Here is a 23,666-nt window from a genome sequence, read left to right as displayed (position 1 = left end):
ACTTGTGATCGCCCTCTCCCTCGCCGAGATCGCAGAAGTCGTCGGCGGGAAGACGCACGACATACCGGACCCGTCCGTACAGGTCACGGGACCGGTCGTCCGGGACTCGCGGGAGGCGGGGCCCGGCAGCCTGTTCGTCGCCTTCGTCGGCGAGCGCGTGGACGGACACGACTACGCCGCCGCGGTCGTCGAGGCGGGAGCGGTGGCCGTGCTGGCCTCCCGGCCCGTCGGCGTGCCCGCGATCGTCGTCGAGGATGTCCAGGCGGCGCTCGGCGCCCTCGCCCGGCACGTCGTCGGCCGGCTCGGCACCACGCTCGTCGCGCTCACCGGCTCGGCCGGCAAGACCAGCACCAAGGACCTGATCGCCCAGGTGCTCCAGCGCACGGCGCCGACCGTCTTCACCCCCGGCTCGCTCAACAACGAGATCGGGCTGCCGCTCACCGCGCTCACCGCCACCGAGGAGACCAAGTTCCTCGTGCTGGAGATGGGAGCACGCGGAATCGGCCACATCCGGTACCTCACCGGTCTGACGCCCCCGAGGGTCGGCCTGGTCCTGAACGTCGGCTCCGCCCACATCGGCGAGTTCGGCGGCCGGGAGCAGATCGCCCAGGCCAAGGGCGAGTTGGTGGAGGCCCTGCCCCCGGCGGAGGAGGGCGGCGCGGCGATCCTCAACGCGGACGACCCCTTCGTACGGGCCATGGCGTCCCGTACGAAGGCGAAGGTGATCCTTTTCGGAGAGTCCGACGAAGCGGACGTTCGGGCCGAGAACGTGCGACTCACGGACAGCGGACAGCCCTCCTTCAGGCTTCACACACCCTCCGGTGCATCCGATGTGACCATGCGCCTGTACGGTGAGCATCACGTGTCGAACGCGCTCGCCGCGGCCGCCGTCGCCCACGAGTTGGGCATGTCCGCAGACGAGATCGCCCGTGCGCTCTCCGAGGCGGGCTCCCTCTCCCGCTGGCGGATGGAGGTCACCGAGCGCCCGGACGGCGTGACGGTCGTCAACGACGCCTACAACGCGAACCCCGAGTCCATGAAGGCCGCGCTGCGCGCGCTGGCGGCCATGGGCAAGGGACGTCGGACGTGGGCGGTGCTCGGCAAGATGGCCGAGCTCGGGGACGAGGCGCTCGCCGAGCACGACGCGGTCGGACGGCTCGCCGTTCGGCTCAACGTCAGCAAGCTCGTCGCGGTCGGGGGCAGGGAAGCCGCCTGGCTGCAACTGGGCGCATATAACGAGGGTTCGTGGGGTGAGGAGTCGGTGCACGTGTCCGACGCACAGGCGGCGGTCGACCTGTTGCGCAGCGAATTGCGCCCGGGGGATGTCGTACTCGTGAAGGCGTCCCGTTCGGTCGGGCTCGAGAGCGTGGCGCAGGCGCTGCTCGAGACCGGTGCCGAGGGTGAGGTCGCCGCCCGATGATGAATCAGATCCTGTTCGCAGGAGTCATTGGCCTCTTCCTGACGCTGATCGGCACCCCGCTGCTGATCAAACTGCTCGCGCGCAAGGGTTACGGGCAGTACATCCGCGACGACGGACCGCGCGAGCACGCCAGCAAGCGCGGTACGCCGACGATGGGCGGTATCGCCTTCATCCTGGCGACGCTCGCCGCCTACTTCCTGTCCAAGGTGATCACCGGCAAACCCCCGACCTTCTCCGGGCTGCTGGTGCTGGGCCTCATGGTCGGCATGGGCATGGTCGGCTTCCTGGACGACTACATCAAGATCGTCAAGCGGCGTTCGCTGGGTCTGCGGGCCAAGGCGAAGATGGCCGGCCAGCTGATCGTCGGCATCGCCTTCGCGGTGCTCTCGCTCCAGTTCGCGGACTCCCGAGGGCAGACCCCGGCCTCCACCAAGCTGTCGTTCATCACGGACTTCGGCTGGACCATCGGCCCGGTGCTGTTCGTCGTCTGGGCGCTGTTCATGATCCTCGCGATGTCGAACGGCGTGAACCTGACCGACGGTCTGGACGGCCTCGCCACCGGCGCCTCCGTCCTGGTCTTCGGCGCCTACACCTTCATCGGCGTCTGGCAGTTCCAGGAGTCCTGCGCCAACGGCGAGACGCTCACCAATCCGGGTGCCTGCTACGAGGTGCGCGATCCGCTGGACCTCGCGGTCGTCGCCTCCGCGCTGATGGGTTCCTGCCTCGGCTTCCTGTGGTGGAACACCTCCCCGGCCAAGATCTTCATGGGCGACACCGGTTCGCTGGCGCTCGGCGGTGTGCTCGCGGGCCTCGCGATCTGCTCCCGCACCGAGCTGCTGCTCGCCATCCTGGGCGGTCTGTTCGTCCTCATCACCATGTCGGTGGTCATCCAGGTCGGCTCGTTCCGGCTCACCGGGAAGCGGGTCTTCCGGATGGCGCCACTCCAGCATCACTTCGAACTCAAGGGCTGGTCCGAAGTCCTTGTGGTGGTCCGCTTCTGGATCATCCAGGGCATCTGTGTGATTGTCGGACTGGGCCTCTTCTACGCGGGATGGGCAGCGGACAAGTGACCTCCTCGGTGCTCTCGGAACTCCAGGGCAAGCACGTCACCGTCGCCGGGCTCGGCGTCTCCGGCGTCCCGGCGGCCAAGGTGCTGCACGGGCTCGGCGCGCGGGTCACCGTCGTCAACGACGGCGACGACGCACGCGCGCGCGAGCAGGCCGCCGAGCTGGAGGCTTGGGCAGGGGCGGCGCGCAGCGCCTCGGATAGGGCTGGTGGCGGGCGACGGGCGGGCATCACCGTCCGCCTCGGCGACGGGGCGACCCTGCCCGAGGGCACCGACCTCATCGTCACCGCACCGGGCTGGAAGCCCGACAAGCCGCTGTTCGCCGCCGCCGAGCGGGCCGGCGTCCCCGTCTGGGGCGACGTCGAGCTCGCCTGGCGGCTGCGCGGCCCGGACGCGGCCCCCTGGCTCGCGGTCACCGGCACCAACGGCAAGACCACGACCGTCCAGATGCTCGCCTCCATCCTGAAGGCGGCCGGCCTGCGCACCGCCGCCGTCGGCAACATCGGCGTCTCCCTCCTGGACGCCGTGCTCGGCGAGGAGGAGTACGACGTGCTCGCCGTGGAGCTGTCCAGCTACCAGCTCCACTGGGCGCCGTCCCTGCGCGCCCACTCGGCGGCCGTACTGAACCTCGCCCCGGACCACCTCGACTGGCACGGCTCCATGGAGGCCTACGCCAGGGACAAGGGCCGCGTCTACGAGGGCAACCGGGTCGCCTGCGTCTACAACGTCGCCGACAAGGCGACCGAGGACCTGGTGCGCGAGGCCGACGTCGAGGAGGGCTGCCGCGCGATCGGCTTCACCCTGGGCACGCCGGGGCCCTCCCAACTCGGCGTGGTGGAGGGCATCCTGGTCGACCGGGCCTTCGTCGAGAACCGGCAGCAGAACGCCCAGGAGCTCGCCGAGGTCTCCGACGTCAACCCGCCCGCCCCGCACAACATCGCCAACGCCCTTGCCGCGGCGGCCCTCGCGCGGGCGTTCGGGGTGCCGGCGAGCGCCGTACGGGACGGCCTGCGGGCCTTCACCCCGGACGCGCACCGCATCGCGCACGTCGCCGACGTGGACGGGGTCGCGTACATCGACGACTCCAAGGCCACCAACACGCACGCCGCGGAAGCCTCGTTGGCCGCGTACGAGTCGATCGTGTGGATCGCGGGCGGGCTCGCCAAGGGCGCCACCTTCGACGAACTGGTCGCGGGCTCGGCGAAGCGGCTGCGCGGTGCCGTACTGATCGGCCGGGACCGCGCCCTGATCCGCGAAGCCCTCGCGCGACACGCCCCGGAAGTACCCGTCGTCGACCTCGACCGGACCGACACTGGTGCGATGCTCCAGGCCGTCCAGGAGGCGAAGCGGCTCGCACGGCCCGGCGACACGGTGCTGCTGGCCCCGGCCTGCGCCTCGATGGACATGTTCGCCAACTACAACAAGCGCGGTGACGCGTTCGCACAGGCGGTGCGCGAGCTCGGCGCCTGACCCCGGCCCGGCCTGGCGCCGGGCGACCTTGGGAGGGACGCGTGGGACCGTCCAGGACCTGTTGTCCGGCGTATGGGGGAGGCCGTCATGGCGAGTAGCCGTACCGGGCGGCCGCCCGTGCAGCGGGCTCCCCGTCGGCCCGTCGTACCCGGCCCGGCACGGGAGAACGCGCTCCGCACCCTGGTCACCAGGGCACGCAGGGCGTGGGACCGGCCGCTGACCGCGTACTACCTGATCCTCGGCGGCAGTCTGCTGATCACCGTGCTCGGCCTGGTGATGGTCTACTCGGCCTCCCAGATCACGGCGCTCCAGATGTCGCTGCCGGGCTCCTACTTCTTCCGCAAGCAACTGCTGGCCGCCGTGATCGGCTCCGTCCTACTGCTCGTGGCCTCCCGGATGCCGGTGAAGCTGCACCGGGCGCTGGCCTACCCGATCCTGGCGGGTGCCGTCTTCCTGATGGCCCTGGTGCAGGTGCCGGGGATAGGGGTCGCGGTCAACGGCAACCAGAACTGGATCGCCCTCGGCAGCACCTTCCAGCTCCAGCCCAGTGAGTTCGGCAAGCTCGCGCTGGTGCTGTGGGGCGCCGATCTGCTCGCCCGCAAGCAGGACAAGCGGCTGCTGTCCCAGTGGAAGCACATGCTGGTCCCGCTCGTCCCGGCCGCCTTCATGCTGCTCGGACTGATCATGCTCGGCGGCGACATGGGTACGGCGATCATCCTGACGGCGATCCTGTTCGGCCTGCTGTGGCTGGCCGGGGCGCCGACCCGGCTGTTCGTCGGGGTGCTGTCGATCGCCGCGCTGATCGGCGCGATCCTCATCCGCACCAGCCCCAACCGCATGGCCCGGCTCACCTGCCTCGGCGCCACCGAACCCCAGTCGGGACCGGTCGACTGCTGGCAGGCCGTGCACGGGATCTACGCCCTCGCCTCCGGCGGCATCTTCGGTTCCGGACTCGGTGCGAGCGTGGAGAAGTGGGGCCAACTACCCGAAGCGCACACGGACTTCATCTTCGCCGTCACCGGTGAGGAACTGGGCCTGGCGGGGACACTGTCGGTGCTCGCCCTGTTCGCGGCTCTAGGCTATGCGGGTATCCGCGTGGCCGGACGCACGGAGGACCCCTTCGTCAGGTATGCCGCGGGAGGCGTGACCACCTGGATCACGGCCCAGGCCGTGATCAACATCGGTGCGGTGCTCGGGCTGCTGCCGATCGCCGGAGTCCCGCTCCCGCTGTTCTCCTACGGAGGATCCGCCCTGCTGCCGACCATGTTCGCCATCGGGTTGCTGATCGCCTTCGCGCGTGAGGACCCCGCTGCTCGGATGGCGCTTGCCATGCGGCAACCCCGCTTTGGTAGAAAGCGCAACGGGGGTTCACAGCGGCCCCGGAGATGGAACACGATGCGACGGCGCGCCCCGGTGGCGCGTTCGTCCGGAGAGCGGTGAATTTCGGTGCATGTCGTACTCGCCGGCGGAGGAACCGCGGGCCACATCGAGCCCGCGCTCGCCCTCGCGGACGCCCTGCGCAGGCAGGATCCGACCGTGGGCATCACGGCCCTGGGCACGGAGCGCGGCCTCGAGACCCGTCTCGTACCCGAGCGCGGGTACGAGCTGGCGCTGATCCCCGCCGTACCGCTGCCACGCAAGCCCACCCCCGAGCTGATCACCGTTCCGGGCCGGCTGCGCGGCACCATCAAGGCGGCCGAGCAGATCCTGGAGCGGACCAAGGCGGACGCCGTGGTCGGCTTCGGCGGTTACGTCGCCCTGCCCGGCTATCTCGCGGCCAAGCGGCTCGGCGTGCCGATCGTCATCCACGAGGCCAACGCCCGCCCCGGCCTGGCCAACAAGATCGGCTCGCGGTACGCGGCCCAGGTCGCCGTCTCCACGCCCGACAGCAAGCTGCGTGGCGCCCGTTACATCGGTATCCCGTTGCGCCGCTCCATCGCCACCCTGGACCGGGCCGCCGTGCGCCCCGAGGCCCGCGCGGCGTTCGGGCTCGACCCCAACCTGCCGACGCTGCTGGTCACCGGCGGCTCGCAGGGCGCCCGCCGGCTCAACGAGGTGGTCCAGCAGGTCGCCCCGTGGCTCCAGCAGGCCGGGATCCAGATCCTGCACGCGGTCGGTCCGAAGAACGAACTGCCCCAGGTCCACCAGATGCCGGGAATGCCCCCCTACATCCCGGTAAGTTATCTGGACCGGATGGACCTCGCGTACGCCGCGGCCGACATGATGCTGTGCCGCGCGGGCGCGATGACCGTCGCCGAACTCTCCGCCGTCGGGCTCCCGGCCGCCTATGTCCCGCTGCCCATCGGCAACGGCGAACAGCGGCTCAACGCCCAGCCGGTGGTCAAGGCGGGCGGCGGACTGCTGGTCGACGACGCGGAACTCACGCCCGAGTGGGTGCAGCAGAACGTGCTGCCCGTGCTCGCCGACCCGCACCGGCTGTACGAGATGTCCCGCGCCGCCGCCGAGTTCGGCCGCCGGGACGCCGACGACCTGCTCGTCGGCATGGTGTACGAGGCGATCGCCGCCCGTGCGCACCGGTAGAAGCGTATGACGGAAGGCAGGCAGCATGGCCGGATCGACCACCGCCGAGCGTGGTGAACGCAAGCGGGAGTCGTCCGGCCCGCCGCCTCCCGTCCGGCGGTTCGGACGACGAAAGCTTCGTCTGATCATCGTTCTGGCTGTCGCCCTGATGTTCGTCGGCAGCGGGGCGTTCTGGCTGCTGTACGGATCGGACCTGGTGCGCGTGGAGCGCGTAACGGTGTCGGGCACCCGCGTCCTGACGCCCGAGCAGGTGCGCCGGGCCGCCGACGTACCCCTCGGGGAACAGTTGATTTCGGTCGACACGGAAGCGATCGAGGCGCGGCTTTCCTCTGCGTTGCCCCGAATTGACACGGTTGACGTGGTCCGTTCCTGGCCGCACGAAATCTCCTTGAAGGTGAAGGAACGCACCCCGGTTCTTCTGGTCCACAAAGGCGGCGAGTTCGTCGAAGTGGACGATGAAGGTGTCCGGTTCGCCACGGTTTCCAAGGCGCCCGAGGGCGTGCCCGCTCTGAAATTGGCCGTCTCCGGGACCGGTTCCGCCGCGGCGAGCCTGCGCCGCTTCGGCGAGGACCGGCTGACACGGGAGGCGGTGCGGGTGGCCGGCGCGATTCCGGACCGGGTGGCGCGGACGACCCGGAGCGTCAAGGTCCGTTCCTACGACGACATCTCACTGGAGTTGGCCGACGGACGCACGGTCGACTGGGGAAGCGGTGAGAAGGGCGCCGAGAAGAGCCGTACTCTCACCGCACTGATGAAAGCGGAGCCCGGCGCGCGGCACTTCGACGTCAGCGTTCCCACGGCCCCGGCGTCATCAGGGAGTTGACGCACATCAGCGCAGGCCAGCACCCTGGTTGGGCAGCGCTACGGCTGATCACATAGGGTGAAAAGAAAAACGGGAGGTTCGGCGTGTTCGTTGAACGTGCGCCACTTGTCGACTTAGTGTCCTGTTCAGAAGACTCCAGGGAACAGACACACTGGTAACCCTAAACTTCAACGTTAGGGTTCGGGTCGGCGATACGGACCGTCCCATTCGGCATCAGTCGTCGGATCGCTCGGGCGCAGCGCGTCACGGTGATTCGGCGGCACGTAACTCGAGGCGAGAGGCCTTCGACGTGGCAGCACCGCAGAACTACCTCGCAGTCATCAAAGTCATCGGTGTCGGCGGCGGTGGTGTCAATGCCATCAACCGGATGATCGAGGTCGGTCTCAAGGGCGTCGAGTTCATCGCCATCAACACCGACGCGCAAGCCCTGTTGATGAGCGACGCCGACGTCAAGCTCGACGTCGGCCGTGAACTCACCCGCGGACTCGGCGCCGGAGCCAACCCGGCCGTCGGCCGCAAGGCCGCCGAGGACCACCGCGAGGAGATCGAGGAGGTCCTCAAGGGGGCCGACATGGTCTTCGTGACGGCCGGTGAGGGCGGCGGCACCGGCACCGGCGGCGCGCCCGTCGTGGCCAACATCGCCCGCTCGCTCGGCGCGCTCACCATCGGCGTGGTCACGCGCCCGTTCACCTTTGAGGGGCGGCGGCGCGCGAACCAGGCCGAGGACGGCATCGCCGAGCTGCGCGAAGAGGTCGACACCCTCATCGTGATCCCGAACGACCGGCTGCTGTCCATCTCGGACCGCCAGGTGTCGGTTCTCGACGCCTTCAAGTCGGCGGACCAGGTGCTGCTCTCCGGTGTGCAGGGCATCACCGACCTCATCACCACGCCCGGACTGATCAACCTCGACTTCGCCGACGTCAAGTCGGTCATGTCCGAGGCCGGTTCCGCCCTGATGGGCATCGGCTCGGCCCGCGGCGACGACCGCGCGGTGGCCGCCGCCGAGATGGCCATCTCCTCCCCGCTGCTGGAAGCCTCCATCGACGGCGCCCGCGGTGTGCTGCTCTCCATCTCCGGCGGCTCCGACCTCGGTCTGTTCGAGATCAACGAGGCCGCCCAGCTGGTCAGTGAGGCCGCCCACCCCGAGGCCAACATCATCTTCGGCGCGGTCATCGACGACGCACTCGGCGACGAGGTCCGGGTCACCGTGATCGCGGCCGGCTTCGACGGCGGCCAGCCGCCCGCCAAGCGGGACAACGTGCTCGGCTCCTCCTCGGCCAAGCGCGACGAGCCCGCCCCGGCCCGGCAGCCGGAGAGCCGTCCGTCCTTCGGCTCGCTCGGCAGCGTCACGCCCAAGGAGGACCCGGAGCCGGTGGCGCCGGAGCCGGTGCACGACATCCCGGCCGCCCAGCCGCCGGTCCCGCCGTCGCGGACCTACGACAGCGCGGCCGAGGAACTGGACGTTCCGGATTTCCTGAAGTGATAGGACGGCGCGAGAGCGTGGGCGGCGCGCACTTCGCCTTCACCGACCGGTGGGGCGGGGTGAGCGCCGCTCCGTATGAGGAGCTCAACCTCGGCGGAGCGGTCGGCGACGACCCCGGCGCCGTACGCACCAACCGCGAACTGGCCGCCAAGTCCCTCGGCGTGGAACCGGCCCGCGTGGTCTGGATGAACCAGGTGCACGGGGCCGACGCCGTCGTGGTCGACGAACCCTGGGGCGACCGTCCGGTCCCCGAGGTCGACGCGATCGTCACCGCGCGGCGCGGACTCGCCCTCGCGGTGCTCACCGCGGACTGCGTGCCGGTGCTGCTCGCCGATCCCGTCGCCGGGGTCGTCGCCGCGGCCCACGCGGGCCGGCCCGGACTGGTCGCCGGGGTGGTCCCGGCCGCCGTACGGGCCATGACCGGACTCGGCGCCGACCCGGCCAGGATCGTCGCCCGCACCGGGCCCGCCGTCTGCGGCCGGTGCTACGAGGTGCCGGAGGCCATGCGGGCCGAGGTGGCCGCGGTCGAGCCGGCGGCGCACGCCGAGACGAGCTGGGGCACACCGGCGGTCGACGTGGGCGCCGGCGTGCGGGCGCAGCTCGAACGGCTCGGGGTGTGCGACCCGGAGCAGTCGCCGGTGTGCACGCTGGAGTCGGCGGATCACTTCTCGTACCGCCGCGACCGCACCACCGGGCGGCTCGCGGGCTATGTGTGGTTGGACTGATGGGGCATGACGGACCGTAAGGACGAACTCGCCACGAACCTGGCGCGCGTGGAGGAGCGGATCGCCGCCGCCTGCGCCGCCGCCGGACGCGGGCGCGACGAGGTGACGCTCGTCGTGGTCACCAAGACCTATCCCGCGGACGATGTGCGGATCCTGTCGGAACTCGGTGTCCGCCACGTCGCCGAGAACCGCGACCAGGACGCCGCCCCCAAGGCGGCCGCGTGCTCGGATCTGCCCCTTACCTGGCACTTCGTCGGGCAGCTTCAGACCAACAAGGTGCGTTCGGTGGTCGGTTATGCCGACTTTGTGCAGTCCGTCGACCGGTCCCGACTGGTGACGACCCTGTCCAAGGAGGCCGTGCGGGCCGGCCGTGAGATCGGCTGTCTGATCCAGGTGGCGTTCGACGCCGACGAGGGCGGCCGCGGCGAGCGCGGGGGTGTGGCACCCGACGGCATCGCGGAGTTGGCCGAGCTGATCGCGCGGTCCGAGGGGCTGCGGCTCGGCGGGCTGATGACCGTCGCCCCGCTCACCGGGGAGTACGCGGGACGCGAACGGGCGGCGTTCGAGCGGTTGATGGATTTGTCGACCGACCTGCGCCGGACCCATCCGGCTGCGAACATGGTCTCCGCGGGGATGAGCGCGGACCTCGAACAGGCCGTGGCCGCCGGAGCGACACATGTGCGCGTCGGCAGTGCGGTACTCGGAGTCCGCCCCAGGCTCGGGTAACGTCGCCAAGAAGTCGGACCACAGCAGAAAATATGGTCAGTTCCGCCGAACAGCGGACGTAAAGACCTAGTGGATCGCGGGCACTTGGCGGTCGTCAGCGGATCCACCACAGAGCGGAGGACTCGGAGCATGGCCGGCGCGATGCGCAAGATGGCGGTCTACCTCGGCCTCGTGGAGGACGATGGGTACGACGGCCGCGGATTCGACCCAGACGACGACTTTGAACCCGAACTCGACCCGGAGCCGGAGCGGGACCACCGGCGGCACGAACCGTCGCACCAGTCCCACGGTTCACATCAGTCCCAAAGGGACGAAGAGGTGCGAGTCGTACATCCCCCCGCGCCGCGCGAACCGGTCGCCCGAGCCGCTTCGCTCCCGGCGGAATCGCCACGCCCGGCGCGCATCGCGCCCGTGGCATCCATCACACAAGAACGCGCGAGCCTGGAGAAGAACGCACCGGTGATCATGCCCAAGGTCGTGTCGGAACGAGAGCCTTACCGGATCACCACACTTCACCCCCGGACCTACAACGAGGCCCGTACCATCGGGGAACACTTCCGTGAAGGCACTCCGGTGATCATGAATCTGACTGAGATGGATGACACAGACGCGAAGCGACTTGTCGACTTTGCGGCCGGTTTGGTGTTTGGTCTTCACGGCAGCATCGAGCGGGTGACGCAGAAGGTGTTCCTGTTGTCGCCTGCTAACGTCGATGTCACGGCGGAGGACAAGGCCCGCATCGCAGAGGGCGGGTTCTTCAACCAGAGCTGAGACGCAGGACCGGACAAAGAGCGGTACAGGGGAGAGGGAAAAGCAGGCCATGGGCGTGTTCGCGCAGGTGATCTACATCGCGCTGATGGTGTTCCTCATCGTGCTGATCTTCCGTTTGGTCATGGATTACGTGTTCCAGTTCGCCCGCTCGTGGCAACCCGGCAAGGCGATGGTGGTCGTCCTGGAGGCCACCTACACTGTCACCGATCCACCGCTGAAGCTTCTGCGGCGGTTCATCCCGCCGCTGCGTCTCGGGGGCGTGGCGCTCGACCTGTCCTTCTTCGTCCTGATGATCATCGTCTACATCCTGATCTCGATCGTGGGCAATCTCGCGAGGTGACTGTGGACGATACGGTCTTGCCGACTGCCGATGACTACGTTGAGGTGAAGAGATGCCGTTGACCCCCGAGGACGTGCGGAACAAGCAGTTCACGACCGTCCGCCTCCGAGAAGGCTATGACGAGGACGAGGTCGATGCCTTCCTCGATGAGGTCGAAGCCGAACTGACGCGCCTGCTCCGCGAGAACGAGGACCTGCGCGCCAAGCTGGCCGCGGCCACGCGTGCTGCTGCCCAGAACCAGCAGAACATGCGCAAGCCTCCCGAGCCGCAGGACCAGCAGCCGCCGCAGGGACCGCCCCAGGGCATGCCCCAGCAGGGCATGCGAGGTCCCGGCGCTCCGGTGCCCGCCGGCATATCGGGCCCGCCGCAGCAGCAGATGGGTGGCCCCATGGGTGGCCCGCCCCAGCTGCCGAGCGGTGCTCCTCAGCTGCCCGCCGGCCCCGGCGGACAGGGCGGCCCGCAGGGTCCCGGCCCCATGGGTCAGGGTCCCGGGCCGATGGGCCAGGGCGGCCCGATGCAGGGGCAGATGGGCCCTGGTGGCCCGATGGGCGGTCCTCCCATGGGTGGTCCCATGGGCGGCCCCGGTCAGGGTGGCCCCGGTGGCGACAGCGCCGCGCGCGTTCTGTCGCTGGCCCAGCAGACCGCCGACCAGGCGATCGCCGAGGCCCGTTCCGAGGCCAACAAGATCGTCGGAGAGGCGCGTTCGCGTGCCGAGGGTCTCGAGCGTGACGCCCGTGCCAAGGCGGACGCCCTGGAGCGGGACGCGCAGGAGAAGCACCGCGTCGCGATGGGCTCCCTGGAGTCCGCCCGCGCCACGCTGGAGCGCAAGGTCGAGGACCTGCGCGGCTTCGAGCGCGAGTACCGCACGCGGCTGAAGTCCTACCTGGAGTCGCAGCTGCGTCAGCTGGAGACCCAGGCGGACGACTCGCTCGCCCCGCCGCGCCAGCCCGCGAGTGCCGCGCCGTCGCTGCCGCCGTCCCCGGCGCCCTCGATGGCTCCGGCCGGTGCCGGTGCGCCGTCCTACGGCGGCAACCAGACGATGGGCGGCGGCCCCGGCGGCCAGTCCGGCCCGTCGTACGGCGGTCAGCAGCAGATGCAGCCGGCGATGACCCAGCCGATGGCTCCGGTGCGTCCGCAGGGCCCGTCGCCGATGGGTCAGGCTCCCTCGCCGATGCGCGGCTTCCTGATCGACGAGGACGACAACTGACGGCCCCTGTGGCCATGAGTACGGCGTAGCAGTCGGCAGCGTTCAGGGCGGGGCCCGGGTTCATGAACCCGGGCCCCGCCCTTGTGCTACGCGTGTTCACGGTGTTTGCGGTGTTTGTTCGTCCCTGGGTGAGGTGTCCGACGCACACAACGCCGAAGGCCCGGGTCCGCCAAGATTTTTCTCGGCGGACCCGGGCCTAGTGGGTGTGGAGAGGACCCGTGCCCCAAAGGGGCGCGGGGAACTGCGCGACCAGCCACGGACTGCCCGCAGCCGCAGGAAGACCTTGCGTGGCAGACGCAGCGCCCCCTGCGTGGGGCTACGCCTTGCGCAGGCGGAACGTCAGGGTCAGGCCCTCGTCCTCGAACGGGGCGCCGTACGTGTCGTCCGCCTCGCCCTGGGCGAAGTCCGTTGCGAGGACCTCGTCGGCGATGAGCTCGGCGTGCTCGGCCAGCGCCGCGATCGTCGCCGGCTCCGTGGCCGTCCAGCGCAGGGCGATCCGGTCGGCCACGTCGAGGCCGCTGTTCTTGCGGGCCTCCTGGATCAGCCGGATCGCGTCCCGGGCCAGGCCCGCGCGGCGCAGCTCCTCCGTGATCTCCAGGTCCAGGGCGACCGTGGCGCCGGCGTCGGACGCCACCGACCAGCCCTCGCGCGGGGTCTCCGTGATGATGACCTCGTCCGGGGCGAGGGCGATCGTCTCACCGTCGACCTCCACCGAGGCCGTTCCCTCGCGCAGCGCCAGGGACAGCGCGGCGGCGTCCGCGTTCGCGACGGCCTTGGCGACGTCCTGGACCCGCTTGCCGAACCGCTTGCCCAGCGCGCGGAAGTTGGCCTTCGCCGTGGTGTCCACCAGCGAGCCACCCACCTCGGACAGCGACGCCAGCGACTCGACGTTCAGCTCCTCGGTGATCTGCGCGTGCAGTTCGGGGTCGAGGGTGCCGAAGCCGCTCGCCGCGATCAGCGCGCGCCTCAGCGGCTGGCGGGTCTTCACGCCCGACTCCGCGCGCGTGGCCCGGCCCAGCTCGACGAGCCGGCGCACCAGCACCATCTGCTTCGACAGCTCCGGGTCGATCGCGGACAGGTCCGCCTCCGGCCACGAGGACAGGTGCACCGACTCCGGGGCACCCGGGGTGACCGGAACGATCAGGTCCTGCCAGACCCGCTCGGTGATGAACGGGGTCAGCGGGGCCATCAGCCTGGTGACCGTCTCCACGACCTCGTGCAGGGTGCGCAGCGCGGCCTTGTCGCCCTGCCAGAAGCGGCGGCGCGAGCGGCGGACGTACCAGTTGGACAGGTCGTCGACGAACGCGGACAGCAGCTTGCCGGCGCGCTGGGTGTCGTAGGAGTCCAGCGCCTGCGTCACCTGGTCGGTGAGCGCGTGCAGTTCGGACAGCAGCCAGCGGTCGAGGACCGGGCGGTCGGCCGGGGCCGGGTCGGCCTCGCTCGGCGCCCAGTCCGACGTACGGGCGTACAGGGCCTGGAAGGCGACCGTGTTCCAGTACGTCAGCAGCGTCTTGCGGACGACCTCCTGGATGGTGCCGTGGCCGACCCGGCGGGCCGCCCACGGGGAACCGCCGGCCGCCATGAACCAGCGGACCGCGTCCGCGCCGTGCTGGTCCATCAACGGGATCGGCTGGAGGATGTTGCCCAGGTGCTTGGACATCTTGCGGCCGTCCTCGGCGAGGATGTGACCGAGGCAGACGACGTTCTCGTACGACGACTTGTCGAAGACCAGCGTGCCGACCGCCATCAGCGTGTAGAACCAGCCGCGGGTCTGGTCGATGGCCTCGGAGATGAACTGCGCCGGGTAGCGGGCCTCGAACAGTTCCTTGTTCTTGTACGGGTAGCCCCACTGCGCGAACGGCATCGAACCCGAGTCGTACCAGGCGTCGATGACCTCGGGCACGCGCGTGGCCGTCTTCCCGCAGCCGTCCTGCGGGCAGGCGAAGGTGACCTCGTCGATGTACGGGCGGTGCGGGTCGAGGCCGGACTGGTCGGTGCCGGTCAGCTCGGTGAGCTCCGCGCGGGAGCCGACGACCGTGAGGTGGTCGTCCTCGCAGCGCCAGATCGGCAGCGGCGTGCCCCAGTAGCGGTTGCGGGACAGCGCCCAGTCGATGTTGTTGTTCAGCCAGTCGCCGTACCGGCCGTGCTTGACCGAGTCCGGGAACCAGTTGGTGTTCTCGTTCTCCTGGAGCAGACGGTCCTTGATGGCCGTGGTGCGGATGTACCAGGACGGCTGCGCGTAGTAGAGCAGCGCGGTGTGGCAGCGCCAGCAGTGCGGGTAGCTGTGCTCGTACGGGATGTGCTTGAAGAGCAGGCCGCGCTCGTCGAGGTCCGCGGTCAGCTTCTCGTCGGCCTTCTTGAAGAAGACGCCGCCGACCAGGGGGACGTCCTCGGCGAACGTGCCGTCCGGGCGGACCGGGTTGACCACGGGCAGGCCGTAGGCGCGGCAGACCTTGAGGTCGTCCTCACCGAAGGCGGGGGACTGGTGGACCAGGCCCGTACCGTCCTCGGTGGTGACGTACTCGGCGTTCACCACGTAGTGCGCCGGCTCGGGGAACTCCACCAGCTCGAAGGGGCGCCGGTACGTCCAGCGCTCCATCTCGGCGCCGGTGAAGGACTGGCCGGTGGTCTCCCAGCCCTCGCCGAGGGCCTTGGCGACCAGCGGCTCGGCGACGACCAGCTTCTCCTCGCCGTTCGTCGCGACGACGTAGGTGACCTCGGGGTGGGCGGCGACCGCCGTGTTGGAGACCAGGGTCCACGGGGTGGTCGTCCACACCACGAGCGCCGCCTCCCCGGCCAGCGGGCCGGAGGTGAGCGGGAAGCGGACGTAGACGGACGGGTCGACGACCGTCTCGTAGCCCTGCGCCAGCTCGTGGTCGGACAGGCCGGTGCCGCAGCGGGGGCACCAGGGGGCGACGCGGTGGTCCTGGACCAGCAGGCCCTTGTTGAAGATCTCCTTCAGCGACCACCAGACGGACTCGATGTACTCGGGGTCCATCGTGCGGTACGGGTCCTGGAGGTCGGCCCAGTAGCCCATGCGGGTCGTGAGCTCTTCGAAGGCGTCGGTGTGGCGGGTCACCGACTCGCGGCACTTGGCGTTGAACTCGGCGATGCCGTACGCCTCGATGTCCTGCTTGCCGGAGAAGCCGAGCTCCTTCTCGACGGCCAGCTCCACCGGGAGGCCGTGGCAGTCCCAGCCGGCCTTGCGGGCCACGTGGTAGCCGCGCATGGTGCGGAAGCGGGGGAAGACGTCCTTGAAGACGCGGGCCTCGATGTGGTGGGCGCCGGGCATGCCGTTGGCGGTGGGCGGGCCCTCGTAGAACACCCATTCGGGGCGGCCCTCGGACTGCTCCAGGCTCTTGGCGAAGATCTTCTGCTCGCGCCAGAAGTCGAGCACCGCGTGCTCGAGGGCGGGCAGGTCGACCTGGGCGGGTACCTGGCGGTACGTCGGCGTTGTCATCAGCGGGCTTCCTCCGGCGGACTTGCTGCCTTCCGTCCGGAGGGACGAGAGCTGTGTCGATCCCTGCGCCGCCGTCGGCGCGCTCCCGCGGTACCACCCTCCTTGGCCCCCCGGCGCGTCGTGTGCTCCGGTGAGCCCCCTCATTGGGGTCGCGATGCCGGTTCTACTGCCCCGCAGGGGTTCTTCCGGCAGCTCCGGGGTGATCTTCACGTCGCGCTCGCCCCCGGGCTCACACCGTCCCCGGGTCGCTCTGGGCTGCGTACGCCGCTACTCGTCCCCATCCACGCTTCTCGCTCCGCCCAGTGTACGGCGCGGCGGGGACAGTGACCGACCGGATTTCCGTAGGCCACGATATGGGCTTATATGCCCCGAATGGCGTGGCGCCGGTGTTCGTGTCCCGGGACCTCGGGCTCGGCGGCATACCCGGCGGGGAGCTGGGCACAACGCATGCAGGTTCGCCGCGCGGCGTCCGCGGGGCGAGGGAATCGGGCGGTGTGCCCCGTTGCCGCGGGACTCAAGTCGATTTATCGTCCCAGCACGATTCGCGCGCAAGATCACAATATGTGAAGGGGCCGCGGCCATGGTGGCGAAGAAGACCGCCGTACAGCAGTCGGCGCGGTCCGGCACACCCGGACCGGCCTCCGGCGGCGGCGCCGAACGGAGCACCGCGCGGGGCGCGCGGGGTATGGGGGCAGCGGGCAAGGAGCCCAAGGCGAAGAAGGCAGCAACGAAGAAGGCGGCGCCCGCGAAGAAGGCGGCACCTGCGAAGAAGACGGCGGCGAAGAAGACGGCGGAGGGGCAGGCGCCCGCCAAGAAGACCGCGGCGAAGAAGGCGGCCAAGAAGGTGGCGAAGAAGGCGGCGGCGGAGACGATGCCCGGCGACGGGGCATCCGCGATGAAGCCCCCCGCGAAGGCACCGCCCAAGAAGTCCGCGGTGAAGAAGGCGCCCGCGAAGAAGACGGCATCGGCGAAGCAGACGACGCACGCCGACAGCGCGTCCGCGCGGAGGGTGGCGGCCGGGGGCGTGTCCGTCGCGGAGGCTTCCGCGGGACACGCGCCCGGGAGGCAGGAGGCGCACGCCAGTAAGGCGCCCGCGCGGAGGGCGACAGCCGGGGACGTGCCCGTCGCGGAGGTGTCCGCGGGGCAGGCGCCCTCGAAGCAGAAGGCGCACGCCGGTAAGGCGTCCGCGAAGAAGGCGGCGCAGGCCGGCAAGGCAGCGGCGGCGGCGAAGACGGCGGCCGGTGAGGGTGCGGGCGGGCGGAAGGCCGCCCGCTCGGGGAACGGTGCGGTCGGGACCAGTGGGTCCACTCAGGATGTGGCCGGGCACAGCGCGGCCGATGACGCGGGCGCGGCCGAGGCCGCGGCGCAGACGGGAGTGACGACGGTGGGTGCGAAGAAGACTCCTGGCACGGCCACGGCGGCGAAGAGCGCCGTACCCAAGGCCCGGATCGGTGCGGTGGAGCCGGGCGATCTCGCGGTGCGTCCGGGCGAGGAGCCCTGGACTCCACAGGAGGTCGAGGAGGCGCGGGCCGAGCTGATGTCCGAGGTGCTGCGGCTGCGCGAGGAGATCGCCTCGTCCGAGCGGGCGCTGGCCGGCCTGATGCGCGACTCGGGCGACGGCGCGGGCGACGACGACGCCGACACCGGCACCAAGAACATCACGCGCGAGCACGAGCTCGCGCTCGCCGCCAACGCGCGGGAGATGCTCACCCAGTTCGAGCGCGCCCTCCAGCGCCTCGACGCCGGCACCTACGGCCTCTGCGAGAACTGCGGCAATCCCATCGGAAAGGCCCGTATGCAGGCGTTTCCCCGGGCCACCCTGTGCGTCGAGTGCAAGCAGAAGCAGGAGCGCCGGTACTGATCGGCGGGCGCGCGGGGCGTGCCGTACCCTCGTCCTCAGTCAGGTACCTAGGCTGAGGGACTCACGTGGCAGAGGCGGAGCGCATCATCGGTACGCCGGAAACCCCGGACGCGGACCGGGAGGAGCAGGAACGGGCCGGCACCGAGGGAACGGCGGCGGAGGCCGGGCGGCCCCGCGGCAAGCGGCGGATCGCCGTGCTGTTCGCCGTCGCCGCGTTCGCGTACGCCCTCGATCTGATCAGCAAGATGATCGTGGTCGCCAAGCTGGAGCACCACGAGCCGATCGAGATCATCGGGGACTGGCTGCGGTTCGAGGCGATCCGCAACGCGGGCGCGGCCTTCGGCTTCGGCGAGGCCTTCACCGTGATCTTCACGGTGATCGCGGCGTCCGTGATCGTCGTGATCATCCGCCTCGCCCGCAAGCTCTACAGCCTGCCCTGGGCGATCGCGCTCGGCCTGCTGCTCGGCGGCGCCCTCGGCAACCTCACCGACCGGATCTTCCGGTCCCCGGGCGTCTTCGAGGGCGCGGTGGTCGACTTCATCGCGCCCAAGCACTTCGCCGTGTTCAACCTGGCGGACTCGGCGATCGTGTGTGGCGGCATCCTGATCGTGCTGCTGTCGTTCCGGGGCCTCGACCCGGACGGCACCGTCCACAAGGACTGAGGCCCCGTGGACTCTCGTACGGGAGTGCCGGACCCGTCCGGCATACTCGACGGGTGAGCACGATTCCCGAGATCCGTACCCTGCCCGTGCCCGACGGCCTGGAGGGCGAGCGCGTCGACGCCGCCATCTCTCGCATGTTCGGCTTCTCCCGCACCAAGGCGGCCGAGCTTGCCGCGGCGGGGAAGGTCACGGTCGACGGGTCGGTGGTCGGCAAGTCGGAGCGGGTCAGCGGCGGTGCCTGGCTCGAGGTGGAGATGCCGCAGGCGCCCGCCCCGGTGCAGGTGGTCGCCGAGCCCGTCGAGGGCATGGAGATCGTGCACGACGACGACGACGTGGTCGTGATCGTCAAGCCGGTCGGCGTCGCCGCCCACCCCTCGCCGGGCTGGACCGGTCCGACGGTGATCGGCGGCCTCGCCGCCGCCGGGTACCGCATCTCGACCTCCGGCGCAGCCGAGCGCCAGGGCATCGTGCACCGCCTCGACGTGGGCACCTCCGGCCTGATGGTCGTCGCCAAGTCCGAGTACGCGTACACGTCGCTGAAGCGCCAGTTCAAGGAGCGCACGGTCGACAAGCGCTACCACACGCTCGTCCAGGGCCACCCCGACCCCACCAGCGGCACCATCGACGCCCCCATCGGCCGCCACCCGCAGCACGACTACAAGTGGGCGGTCACCGCCGACGGCAAGCCGTCCGTCACGCACTACGACCTGATCGAGGCCTTCCGCGCCGCCTCCCTCCTCGACGTCAAGCTGGAGACCGGCCGCACCCACCAGATCCGCGTCCACATGGCGGCCCACCGGCACCCCTGCGTCGGCGACCTGACGTACGGCGCCGACCCGACGCTCGCCAAGCGGCTCCGCCTCACCCGCCAGTGGCTGCACGCCGTCCGGCTCGGCTTCGAGCACCCCGGCGACGGGCAGTGGGTGGAGTTCTCCTGCGACTACCCCAAGGACCTCCAGGAGGCGCTGGACCAGGTCCGTGAGGAGACCTACGCATGAGCGGGGCCTACGTCGTCCGGGTGGCGGAGGAGCCCGCCGACCGCGAGGCGTGCTTCGCGGTCCGCAAGGAGGTCTTCGTCGCCGAACAGGGCGTCCCCGAGGACATCGAGTACGACACCCACGACGCCGGCGCCGTCCATGTGCTGGCGGTCCGGGAGGACGGCACACCGCTCGGCACCGGACGGCTGCTGCACGGCGCCGCCGCGGCGGCGAAGAACGGCGGCGACCCGTCCGTCGGCTCGCTGGGCCGGCTCGCGGTGACGCGTGAGTCGCGAGGCCTCGGGGTCGGCGCGGCGCTGGTCCGGGCCATCGAGGAGGCGGCCCGCGCGCAGGGCCTCACCGCCGTCGACCTGCACGCGCAGACACACGCCCTCGGTTTCTACGAGCGACTGGGCTACGAGGCCTACGGACCCGAGTTCCCGGACGCGGGGATGCCGCACCGGGCCATGCGGCGCGTTCTGTAACCGGGGCCGCGAAGAGCCGGGTCGGGGTCCCGGCGTGGCAGGGTGGAGATCCATCCCGCCGATCGTCGATCCGCCCGGAGCCCGACCGTGGATCAGTTGACCCTACTGTTCGCCCTGCTGCTCGGGGCCGTGGTGAGCGTCCCGGTCGGGGAGCGGCTGAGGCTGCCGTCGCCGGTGCTGATGACGGTCTTCGGGGCCGTTCTGGCGCTGCTCGAGTTCGTGCCGAACGTCGAGATCCCGCCCGACCTGATCCTCCCGCTGCTGCTGCCGCCCCTGCTCTACGTCGCCGTGCGACGGACCTCCTGGCGGCAGTTCGCGGCGAACATCAGACCGATCCTGCTGCTCGCGGTGGCGCTGGTCTTCGTCACGATGCTGTGCGTGGCCGCCGTCGCCCACGCGGTGGTGCCGGGGCTGCCGCTCGCCGCCGCCTTCGCCCTCGGCGCGCTGGTCGCACCGCCCGACCCGGTCGCGGCGACCGCCGTCGCCGGGAAACTGGGGCTGCCGCGCCGGCTGGTGTCGATCCTGGAGGGCGAGGGGCTGTTCAACGACGTCACGGCGATCGTCCTGTACAACGTGGCGATCGCCGCCGCCGTGAGCGGCTCCTTCTCGGTCTGGGAGGCCGGGCTCGACCTGGTGCTGTCGGCCGTGGTGGCGGTGGCGGTCGGGCTCGCGCTGGGCTGGGGCGCCAACAAGCTGATGGCTCTGCTCGAGGACGCCACCCTCCAGATCGGGCTGAGCCTGCTCGTGCCGTACGCCTCCTACGTCCTGGCCGAGGAACTGCACGGCTCGGGCGTGCTCGCCGTGCTCACCACCGCGCTGTTCCTCGTCGAGTACGCCACCGACGCCGACGACGTCATGACCCGGCTCGCCGGGCACACCTTCTGGGACATCGTCGACACCCTGGTCACCGGGGTCGCGTTCGGGCTGGTCGGGCTCGAACTGCACAACGCGGTGCGGACCGCGGCCGGCCACTGGGGCGAACTGCTCACCTGGGCGGCGGCGGTCGTGGGTGTGGTCGTCCTGGTCCGGCTGCTGTGGCTGTTGCCGGCGACCTGGCTGACGAAGCGGCTGCACGCCGCGCGGGACACCGCCGAGGAGATCCCGGTGAGCTGGCGCGAGACCGTGGTGATGTGGTGGGCCGGGATGAGGGGAGTGGCGTCCGTCGCGCTGGCGCTGGCCATTCCGCTGGAGACCGACGCCGGGGACGACTTCCCCGGCCGGGGCGAGATCATCTTCATCGCGTTCGGCGTGATCATGGCGACGCTGCTGGTGCAGGGCCTGAGCCTGCCCTGGCTGGTGGGACGGCTGGGGGTGCGGGCCGACACCGGGCGCGAGAAGGCGTTGGAGCACGATCTCGCGGTGCGGGCGGCCAGGGCGGCGAAGCGGAGACTGCGGGAGATCGAGGCCGTCGAGGATCTTCCGGAGGAACTGTCCGAACAGATGCTGCGCAGCGCCTTCGACATCGGGGTGCGGATCAGCCCGGACATCGTGGAGGACGAGCGGCGGGAGGCGCACCGGCAGCGGGCACGGCGACTGAAGCGGGTGCGGGGGATCCAGCGCGAGATGCTCAGCGCGGCGCGGCACGAGGTGCTGGCCGCGCGGAGCGAGGCGGGGGCGGATCCGGAGGTCGTGGACCGGGTGCTGCGCCATCTCGATGTGCGCAGCTTGCGGTGAGGGGTGTTCTCCCACCCACGCACCGTCCGTCTCGGTTCGTTGAGAAGTGGGCGTTTCCCGTGGGGGTTTGGCGTCAATGGCGGCTTTCTGTTCGTAAAGTGACCTTATGACTCGGAATGTTGTGATCAGTGGGGGCGGTACGGGGATCGGGCTGGCCGCCGCGCAGGTGTTCGCCGCCGACGGGGACCAGGTGCTGCTGATCGGCCGACGCGGGGACGTCCTGGAACGGGCCGCGGTGCCGGGCGCCCTGACCTACGCCGCGGATCTGGCCGATCCGGAGGCCGTACGGGGCGTGGCCGCCTTCGTGGGCCGGGAGTTCGGGGCCGTGGACGTACTGATCCACTGTGCCGGCGGCAACGGGCGGCTCGAGCCCCCGGTGGGCGGCGACGACCCGCTCGACGCGGTCGCCCGCGAGTGGACGGTCAACTTCCGGCTCAATGTGCTGACCGCCGTGCTGCTCACGGAGGCCCTGAGGGACCGGCTCGCCGAACCCGGCGGGCGGGTGCTGTTCCTCAGCTCCATCGCCGCCTTCCGGGGCTCCGGACGGAATTCGTACGCGGCGGCCAAGGCGTCGCTGCACCCGTACGCCCATGACCTGGCCCGGGTCCTCGGTCCGCACGGCATCACCGTCAACGTGGTCGCGCCCGGCTATGTCGAGGACACCGGGTTCTTCGGCGACGGCATGGACGAGGAGCGGCGGGCCCGGTTGATCGCCGAGACGTCCGACAAGAGGGCCGGAACGCCCGGGGACGTCGCCGCCACCCTGCACTGGCTCGCCTCCCCGGGCGCCGCGCACATCACCTCGCAGATCATCCAGGTCAACGGAGGCGCCGAACGAGGGCACTGAGGCCAGGTCAGCGCTCCCTCGGATGGTGGTGCGCACGGCGGGCCGCCGGTACGCCGTCGGGGGAGCGGTGGCCGTCGGCACGGGGCGGCAGCACCGCGTCGGCCGTGTTGACCCGGGGCAGGGCGTAGGGATGCTCGGCGGCCAGCCACCGGATCATCTCCTCGCGGACCGTGACCCGTACCGTCCAGATGTCGTCGGCGTCCTTGGCCGTCACCAGGGCGCGTGCCTCCATCGTGCTCGGGGTGCTGTCCGTCACGGTCAGGTTGAAGGCGCGGCCGTCCCAGGCCGGGCACTCCCGGAGGATGTCGCGGAGCTTCTCGCGCATCGCCTCCAGCGGGGCCGAGTGGTCGAGGTGCCAGAAGACGGTGCCCGTCATCTGCGGCGTCCCGCGCGACCAGTTCTCGAACGGCTGGGACGTGAAGTACGACACCGGCATGGTGATCCGGCGCTCGTCCCAGGTGTGCACGGTCAGGAAGGTCAGCGTGATCTCCTCGACCGTGCCCCACTCGCCGTCCACGACCACCGTGTCGCCGATGCGCACCATGTCGCCGAAGGCGATCTGGAGCCCGGCGAACATGTTGCTCAGCGTGGACTGGGCGGCCACACCGGCGACGATGCCGAGGATTCCGGCCGAGGCCAGCAGCGAGGCCCCGGCCGCGCGCATCGCCGGGAAGGTCAGCAGCATCGCGGCCACCGCCACCACGCCCACCACCGCGGAGACCACCCGCCGGATCAGCGTCACCTGGGTGCGCACCCGGCGGACCCGGGCGGGGTCGCGCTGGTGGCGGGCGCTGGCGTACCGGGTGTACGAGGTCTCGACGACGGCGGCCGCGATACGGATCAGCAGCCAGGCGGCCGACCCGATGAGCACCAGGGTCAGGGCCCGGCCGATGCCGACCTCGTGCTCCTGGAGCAGCTTCGCCTCGCTGTACGACCCTCTCAACAGGGCCGCACACAACACCAGTTGGTACGGGACCCGGGCACGCCGCAGCAGCCCCCACAGCGGCGTCTCGGGGTGGCGTTCGTCGGCCTTGCGCAGCAGCAGGTCGGTGGCCCAGCCGAGCAGCAGCGTGAGCACGACCGAGCCGCCGACCACGATCAATGGGCGGAGCACGTCATCCATGTCCC

General features: G+C 70.7%; 20 protein-coding genes. 18 read left to right on the top strand and 2 right to left on the bottom strand.

The genetic code is table 11. From position 1 onward, the window contains the following. The first annotated feature begins 4 nt into the window (after positions 1 to 4). The 12 genes from ACZ470_RS23540 (at position 5) to ACZ470_RS23485 (ending at position 12,572) form a co-directional block, all read left to right on the top strand. Positions 5 to 1,420 carry a UDP-N-acetylmuramoyl-tripeptide--D-alanyl-D-alanine ligase gene (locus ACZ470_RS23540; protein ID WP_468430058.1) on the top strand — a complete coding sequence of 472 codons (1,416 nt, stop codon included), beginning with the start codon at positions 5 to 7 and terminating at the stop codon, positions 1,418 to 1,420. Beyond that, positions 1,417 to 2,490, top strand: coding sequence for a phospho-N-acetylmuramoyl-pentapeptide-transferase (gene mraY / locus ACZ470_RS23535; protein WP_468430056.1), 1,074 nt, complete (start codon positions 1,417 to 1,419; stop codon positions 2,488 to 2,490). Before ACZ470_RS23540 ends, mraY begins: the two co-directional genes overlap by 4 nt. Continuing rightward, positions 2,472 to 3,956, top strand: coding sequence for a UDP-N-acetylmuramoyl-L-alanine--D-glutamate ligase (murD, locus tag ACZ470_RS23530; protein ID WP_468430054.1), 1,485 nt, complete (start codon positions 2,472 to 2,474; stop codon positions 3,954 to 3,956). Before mraY ends, murD begins: the two co-directional genes overlap by 19 nt. Before the next feature lie 87 nt (positions 3,957 to 4,043). Further along, on the top strand, positions 4,044 to 5,396 hold the full coding sequence (gene ftsW / locus ACZ470_RS23525; RefSeq protein WP_468430052.1) for a putative lipid II flippase FtsW: 1,353 nt from the start codon (positions 4,044 to 4,046) through the stop codon (positions 5,394 to 5,396). Between the two features lie 6 nt (positions 5,397 to 5,402). Continuing rightward, positions 5,403 to 6,497, top strand: coding sequence for an undecaprenyldiphospho-muramoylpentapeptide beta-N-acetylglucosaminyltransferase (gene murG / locus ACZ470_RS23520; RefSeq protein WP_468430050.1), 1,095 nt, complete (start codon positions 5,403 to 5,405; stop codon positions 6,495 to 6,497). A 25-nt stretch (positions 6,498 to 6,522) separates the two neighbouring features. Then, entirely contained in the window at positions 6,523 to 7,320 is a 798-nt protein-coding gene (locus tag ACZ470_RS23515; RefSeq protein WP_468430048.1) for a cell division protein FtsQ/DivIB, read from the top strand. Between the two features lie 289 nt (positions 7,321 to 7,609). Then, positions 7,610 to 8,803, top strand: a complete 1,194-nt coding sequence (ftsZ, locus tag ACZ470_RS23510; RefSeq protein WP_468430046.1) for a cell division protein FtsZ — start codon at positions 7,610 to 7,612, stop codon at positions 8,801 to 8,803. Then, a complete protein-coding gene (pgeF, locus tag ACZ470_RS23505) occupies positions 8,800 to 9,528 on the top strand; it encodes a peptidoglycan editing factor PgeF (protein ID WP_468430044.1) in 729 nt (242 codons plus the stop codon). The genes ftsZ and pgeF overlap by 4 nt, the downstream gene beginning before the upstream one ends. A gap of 6 nt (positions 9,529 to 9,534) precedes the next feature. Then, a complete protein-coding gene (locus ACZ470_RS23500; RefSeq protein WP_468430042.1) occupies positions 9,535 to 10,254 on the top strand; it encodes a YggS family pyridoxal phosphate-dependent enzyme in 720 nt (239 codons plus the stop codon). A 129-nt stretch (positions 10,255 to 10,383) separates the two neighbouring features. Next, complete coding sequence (locus tag ACZ470_RS23495) at positions 10,384 to 11,025, top strand: cell division protein SepF (RefSeq protein WP_468430041.1); 642 nt, start codon at positions 10,384 to 10,386, stop codon at positions 11,023 to 11,025. A 49-nt stretch (positions 11,026 to 11,074) separates the two neighbouring features. Beyond that, positions 11,075 to 11,365, top strand: a complete 291-nt coding sequence (locus ACZ470_RS23490; RefSeq protein WP_037937545.1) for a YggT family protein — start codon at positions 11,075 to 11,077, stop codon at positions 11,363 to 11,365. 52 nt (positions 11,366 to 11,417) lie between these two features. Next, on the top strand, positions 11,418 to 12,572 hold the full coding sequence (locus ACZ470_RS23485) for a DivIVA domain-containing protein (RefSeq protein ID WP_468430039.1): 1,155 nt from the start codon (positions 11,418 to 11,420) through the stop codon (positions 12,570 to 12,572). Between the two features lie 316 nt (positions 12,573 to 12,888). Here ACZ470_RS23485 and ileS read toward each other — a convergent pair whose 3' ends face one another. Continuing rightward, positions 12,889 to 16,032 carry an isoleucine--tRNA ligase gene (gene ileS / locus ACZ470_RS23480; RefSeq protein WP_468430037.1) on the bottom strand — a complete coding sequence of 1,048 codons (3,144 nt, stop codon included), beginning with the start codon at positions 16,030 to 16,032 and terminating at the stop codon, positions 12,889 to 12,891. Between the two features lie 580 nt (positions 16,033 to 16,612). Here ileS and ACZ470_RS23475 point away from each other — a divergent pair. The 6 genes from ACZ470_RS23475 (at position 16,613) to ACZ470_RS23450 (ending at position 22,538) form a co-directional block, all read left to right on the top strand. Then, entirely contained in the window at positions 16,613 to 17,893 is a 1,281-nt protein-coding gene (locus tag ACZ470_RS23475) for a TraR/DksA family transcriptional regulator (RefSeq protein ID WP_468430036.1), read from the top strand. Between the two features lie 65 nt (positions 17,894 to 17,958). After that, positions 17,959 to 18,555 (top strand): signal peptidase II, encoded by a 597-nt coding sequence (lspA, locus tag ACZ470_RS23470; protein WP_468430034.1) that lies wholly within the window; start codon positions 17,959 to 17,961, stop codon positions 18,553 to 18,555. Positions 18,556 to 18,608: 53 nt separating this feature from the next. Continuing rightward, positions 18,609 to 19,553, top strand: coding sequence for an RluA family pseudouridine synthase (locus ACZ470_RS23465; RefSeq protein ID WP_468430032.1), 945 nt, complete (start codon positions 18,609 to 18,611; stop codon positions 19,551 to 19,553). After that, positions 19,550 to 20,017, top strand: a complete 468-nt coding sequence (locus ACZ470_RS23460; protein WP_468430030.1) for a GNAT family N-acetyltransferase — start codon at positions 19,550 to 19,552, stop codon at positions 20,015 to 20,017. The genes ACZ470_RS23465 and ACZ470_RS23460 overlap by 4 nt, the downstream gene beginning before the upstream one ends. An 87-nt stretch (positions 20,018 to 20,104) precedes the next feature. After that, positions 20,105 to 21,691, top strand: coding sequence for a Na+/H+ antiporter (locus tag ACZ470_RS23455; protein WP_468430028.1), 1,587 nt, complete (start codon positions 20,105 to 20,107; stop codon positions 21,689 to 21,691). Between the two features lie 106 nt (positions 21,692 to 21,797). Next, the gene (locus tag ACZ470_RS23450) at positions 21,798 to 22,538 is read left to right on the top strand and encodes an SDR family NAD(P)-dependent oxidoreductase (RefSeq protein ID WP_468430027.1); all 741 of its coding nucleotides are present in this window, start codon (positions 21,798 to 21,800) and stop codon (positions 22,536 to 22,538) included. Between the two features lie 7 nt (positions 22,539 to 22,545). Here ACZ470_RS23450 and ACZ470_RS23445 read toward each other — a convergent pair whose 3' ends face one another. Then, entirely contained in the window at positions 22,546 to 23,661 is a 1,116-nt protein-coding gene (locus ACZ470_RS23445; protein WP_468430026.1) for a mechanosensitive ion channel family protein, read from the bottom strand. Positions 23,662 to 23,666 lie beyond the last annotated feature (5 nt).

It is taken from the genome of Streptomyces sp. NPDC031111 (genome assembly GCF_055570675.1).
Note: the sequence above shows the minus strand (reverse complement) of the source record. Positions and strands in the feature narration are given on the sequence as shown.

Excerpts from the sequence above, each read along its gene's own strand:
- mraY (WP_468430056.1), top strand. The coding sequence starts at position 1,417 with ATGATGAATCAGATCCTGTTCGCAGGAGTCATTGGCCTCTTCCTGACG.
- murD (WP_468430054.1), top strand. The coding sequence starts at position 2,472 with ATGGGCAGCGGACAAGTGACCTCCTCGGTGCTCTCGGAACTCCAGGGC.
- ftsW (WP_468430052.1), top strand. The coding sequence starts at position 4,044 with ATGGCGAGTAGCCGTACCGGGCGGCCGCCCGTGCAGCGGGCTCCCCGT.
- ACZ470_RS23515 (WP_468430048.1), top strand. The coding sequence starts at position 6,523 with ATGGCCGGATCGACCACCGCCGAGCGTGGTGAACGCAAGCGGGAGTCG.
- ACZ470_RS23500 (WP_468430042.1), top strand. The coding sequence starts at position 9,535 with ATGACGGACCGTAAGGACGAACTCGCCACGAACCTGGCGCGCGTGGAG.
- ACZ470_RS23495 (WP_468430041.1), top strand. The coding sequence starts at position 10,384 with ATGGCCGGCGCGATGCGCAAGATGGCGGTCTACCTCGGCCTCGTGGAG.
- ACZ470_RS23490 (WP_037937545.1), top strand. The coding sequence starts at position 11,075 with ATGGGCGTGTTCGCGCAGGTGATCTACATCGCGCTGATGGTGTTCCTC.
- ACZ470_RS23485 (WP_468430039.1), top strand. The coding sequence starts at position 11,418 with ATGCCGTTGACCCCCGAGGACGTGCGGAACAAGCAGTTCACGACCGTC.
- ileS (WP_468430037.1), bottom strand. The coding sequence starts at position 16,032 with ATGACAACGCCGACGTACCGCCAGGTACCCGCCCAGGTCGACCTGCCC.
- ACZ470_RS23475 (WP_468430036.1), top strand. The coding sequence starts at position 16,613 with ATGGTGGCGAAGAAGACCGCCGTACAGCAGTCGGCGCGGTCCGGCACA.
- ACZ470_RS23460 (WP_468430030.1), top strand. The coding sequence starts at position 19,550 with ATGAGCGGGGCCTACGTCGTCCGGGTGGCGGAGGAGCCCGCCGACCGC.
- ACZ470_RS23450 (WP_468430027.1), top strand. The coding sequence starts at position 21,798 with ATGACTCGGAATGTTGTGATCAGTGGGGGCGGTACGGGGATCGGGCTG.
- ACZ470_RS23445 (WP_468430026.1), bottom strand. The coding sequence starts at position 23,661 with ATGGATGACGTGCTCCGCCCATTGATCGTGGTCGGCGGCTCGGTCGTG.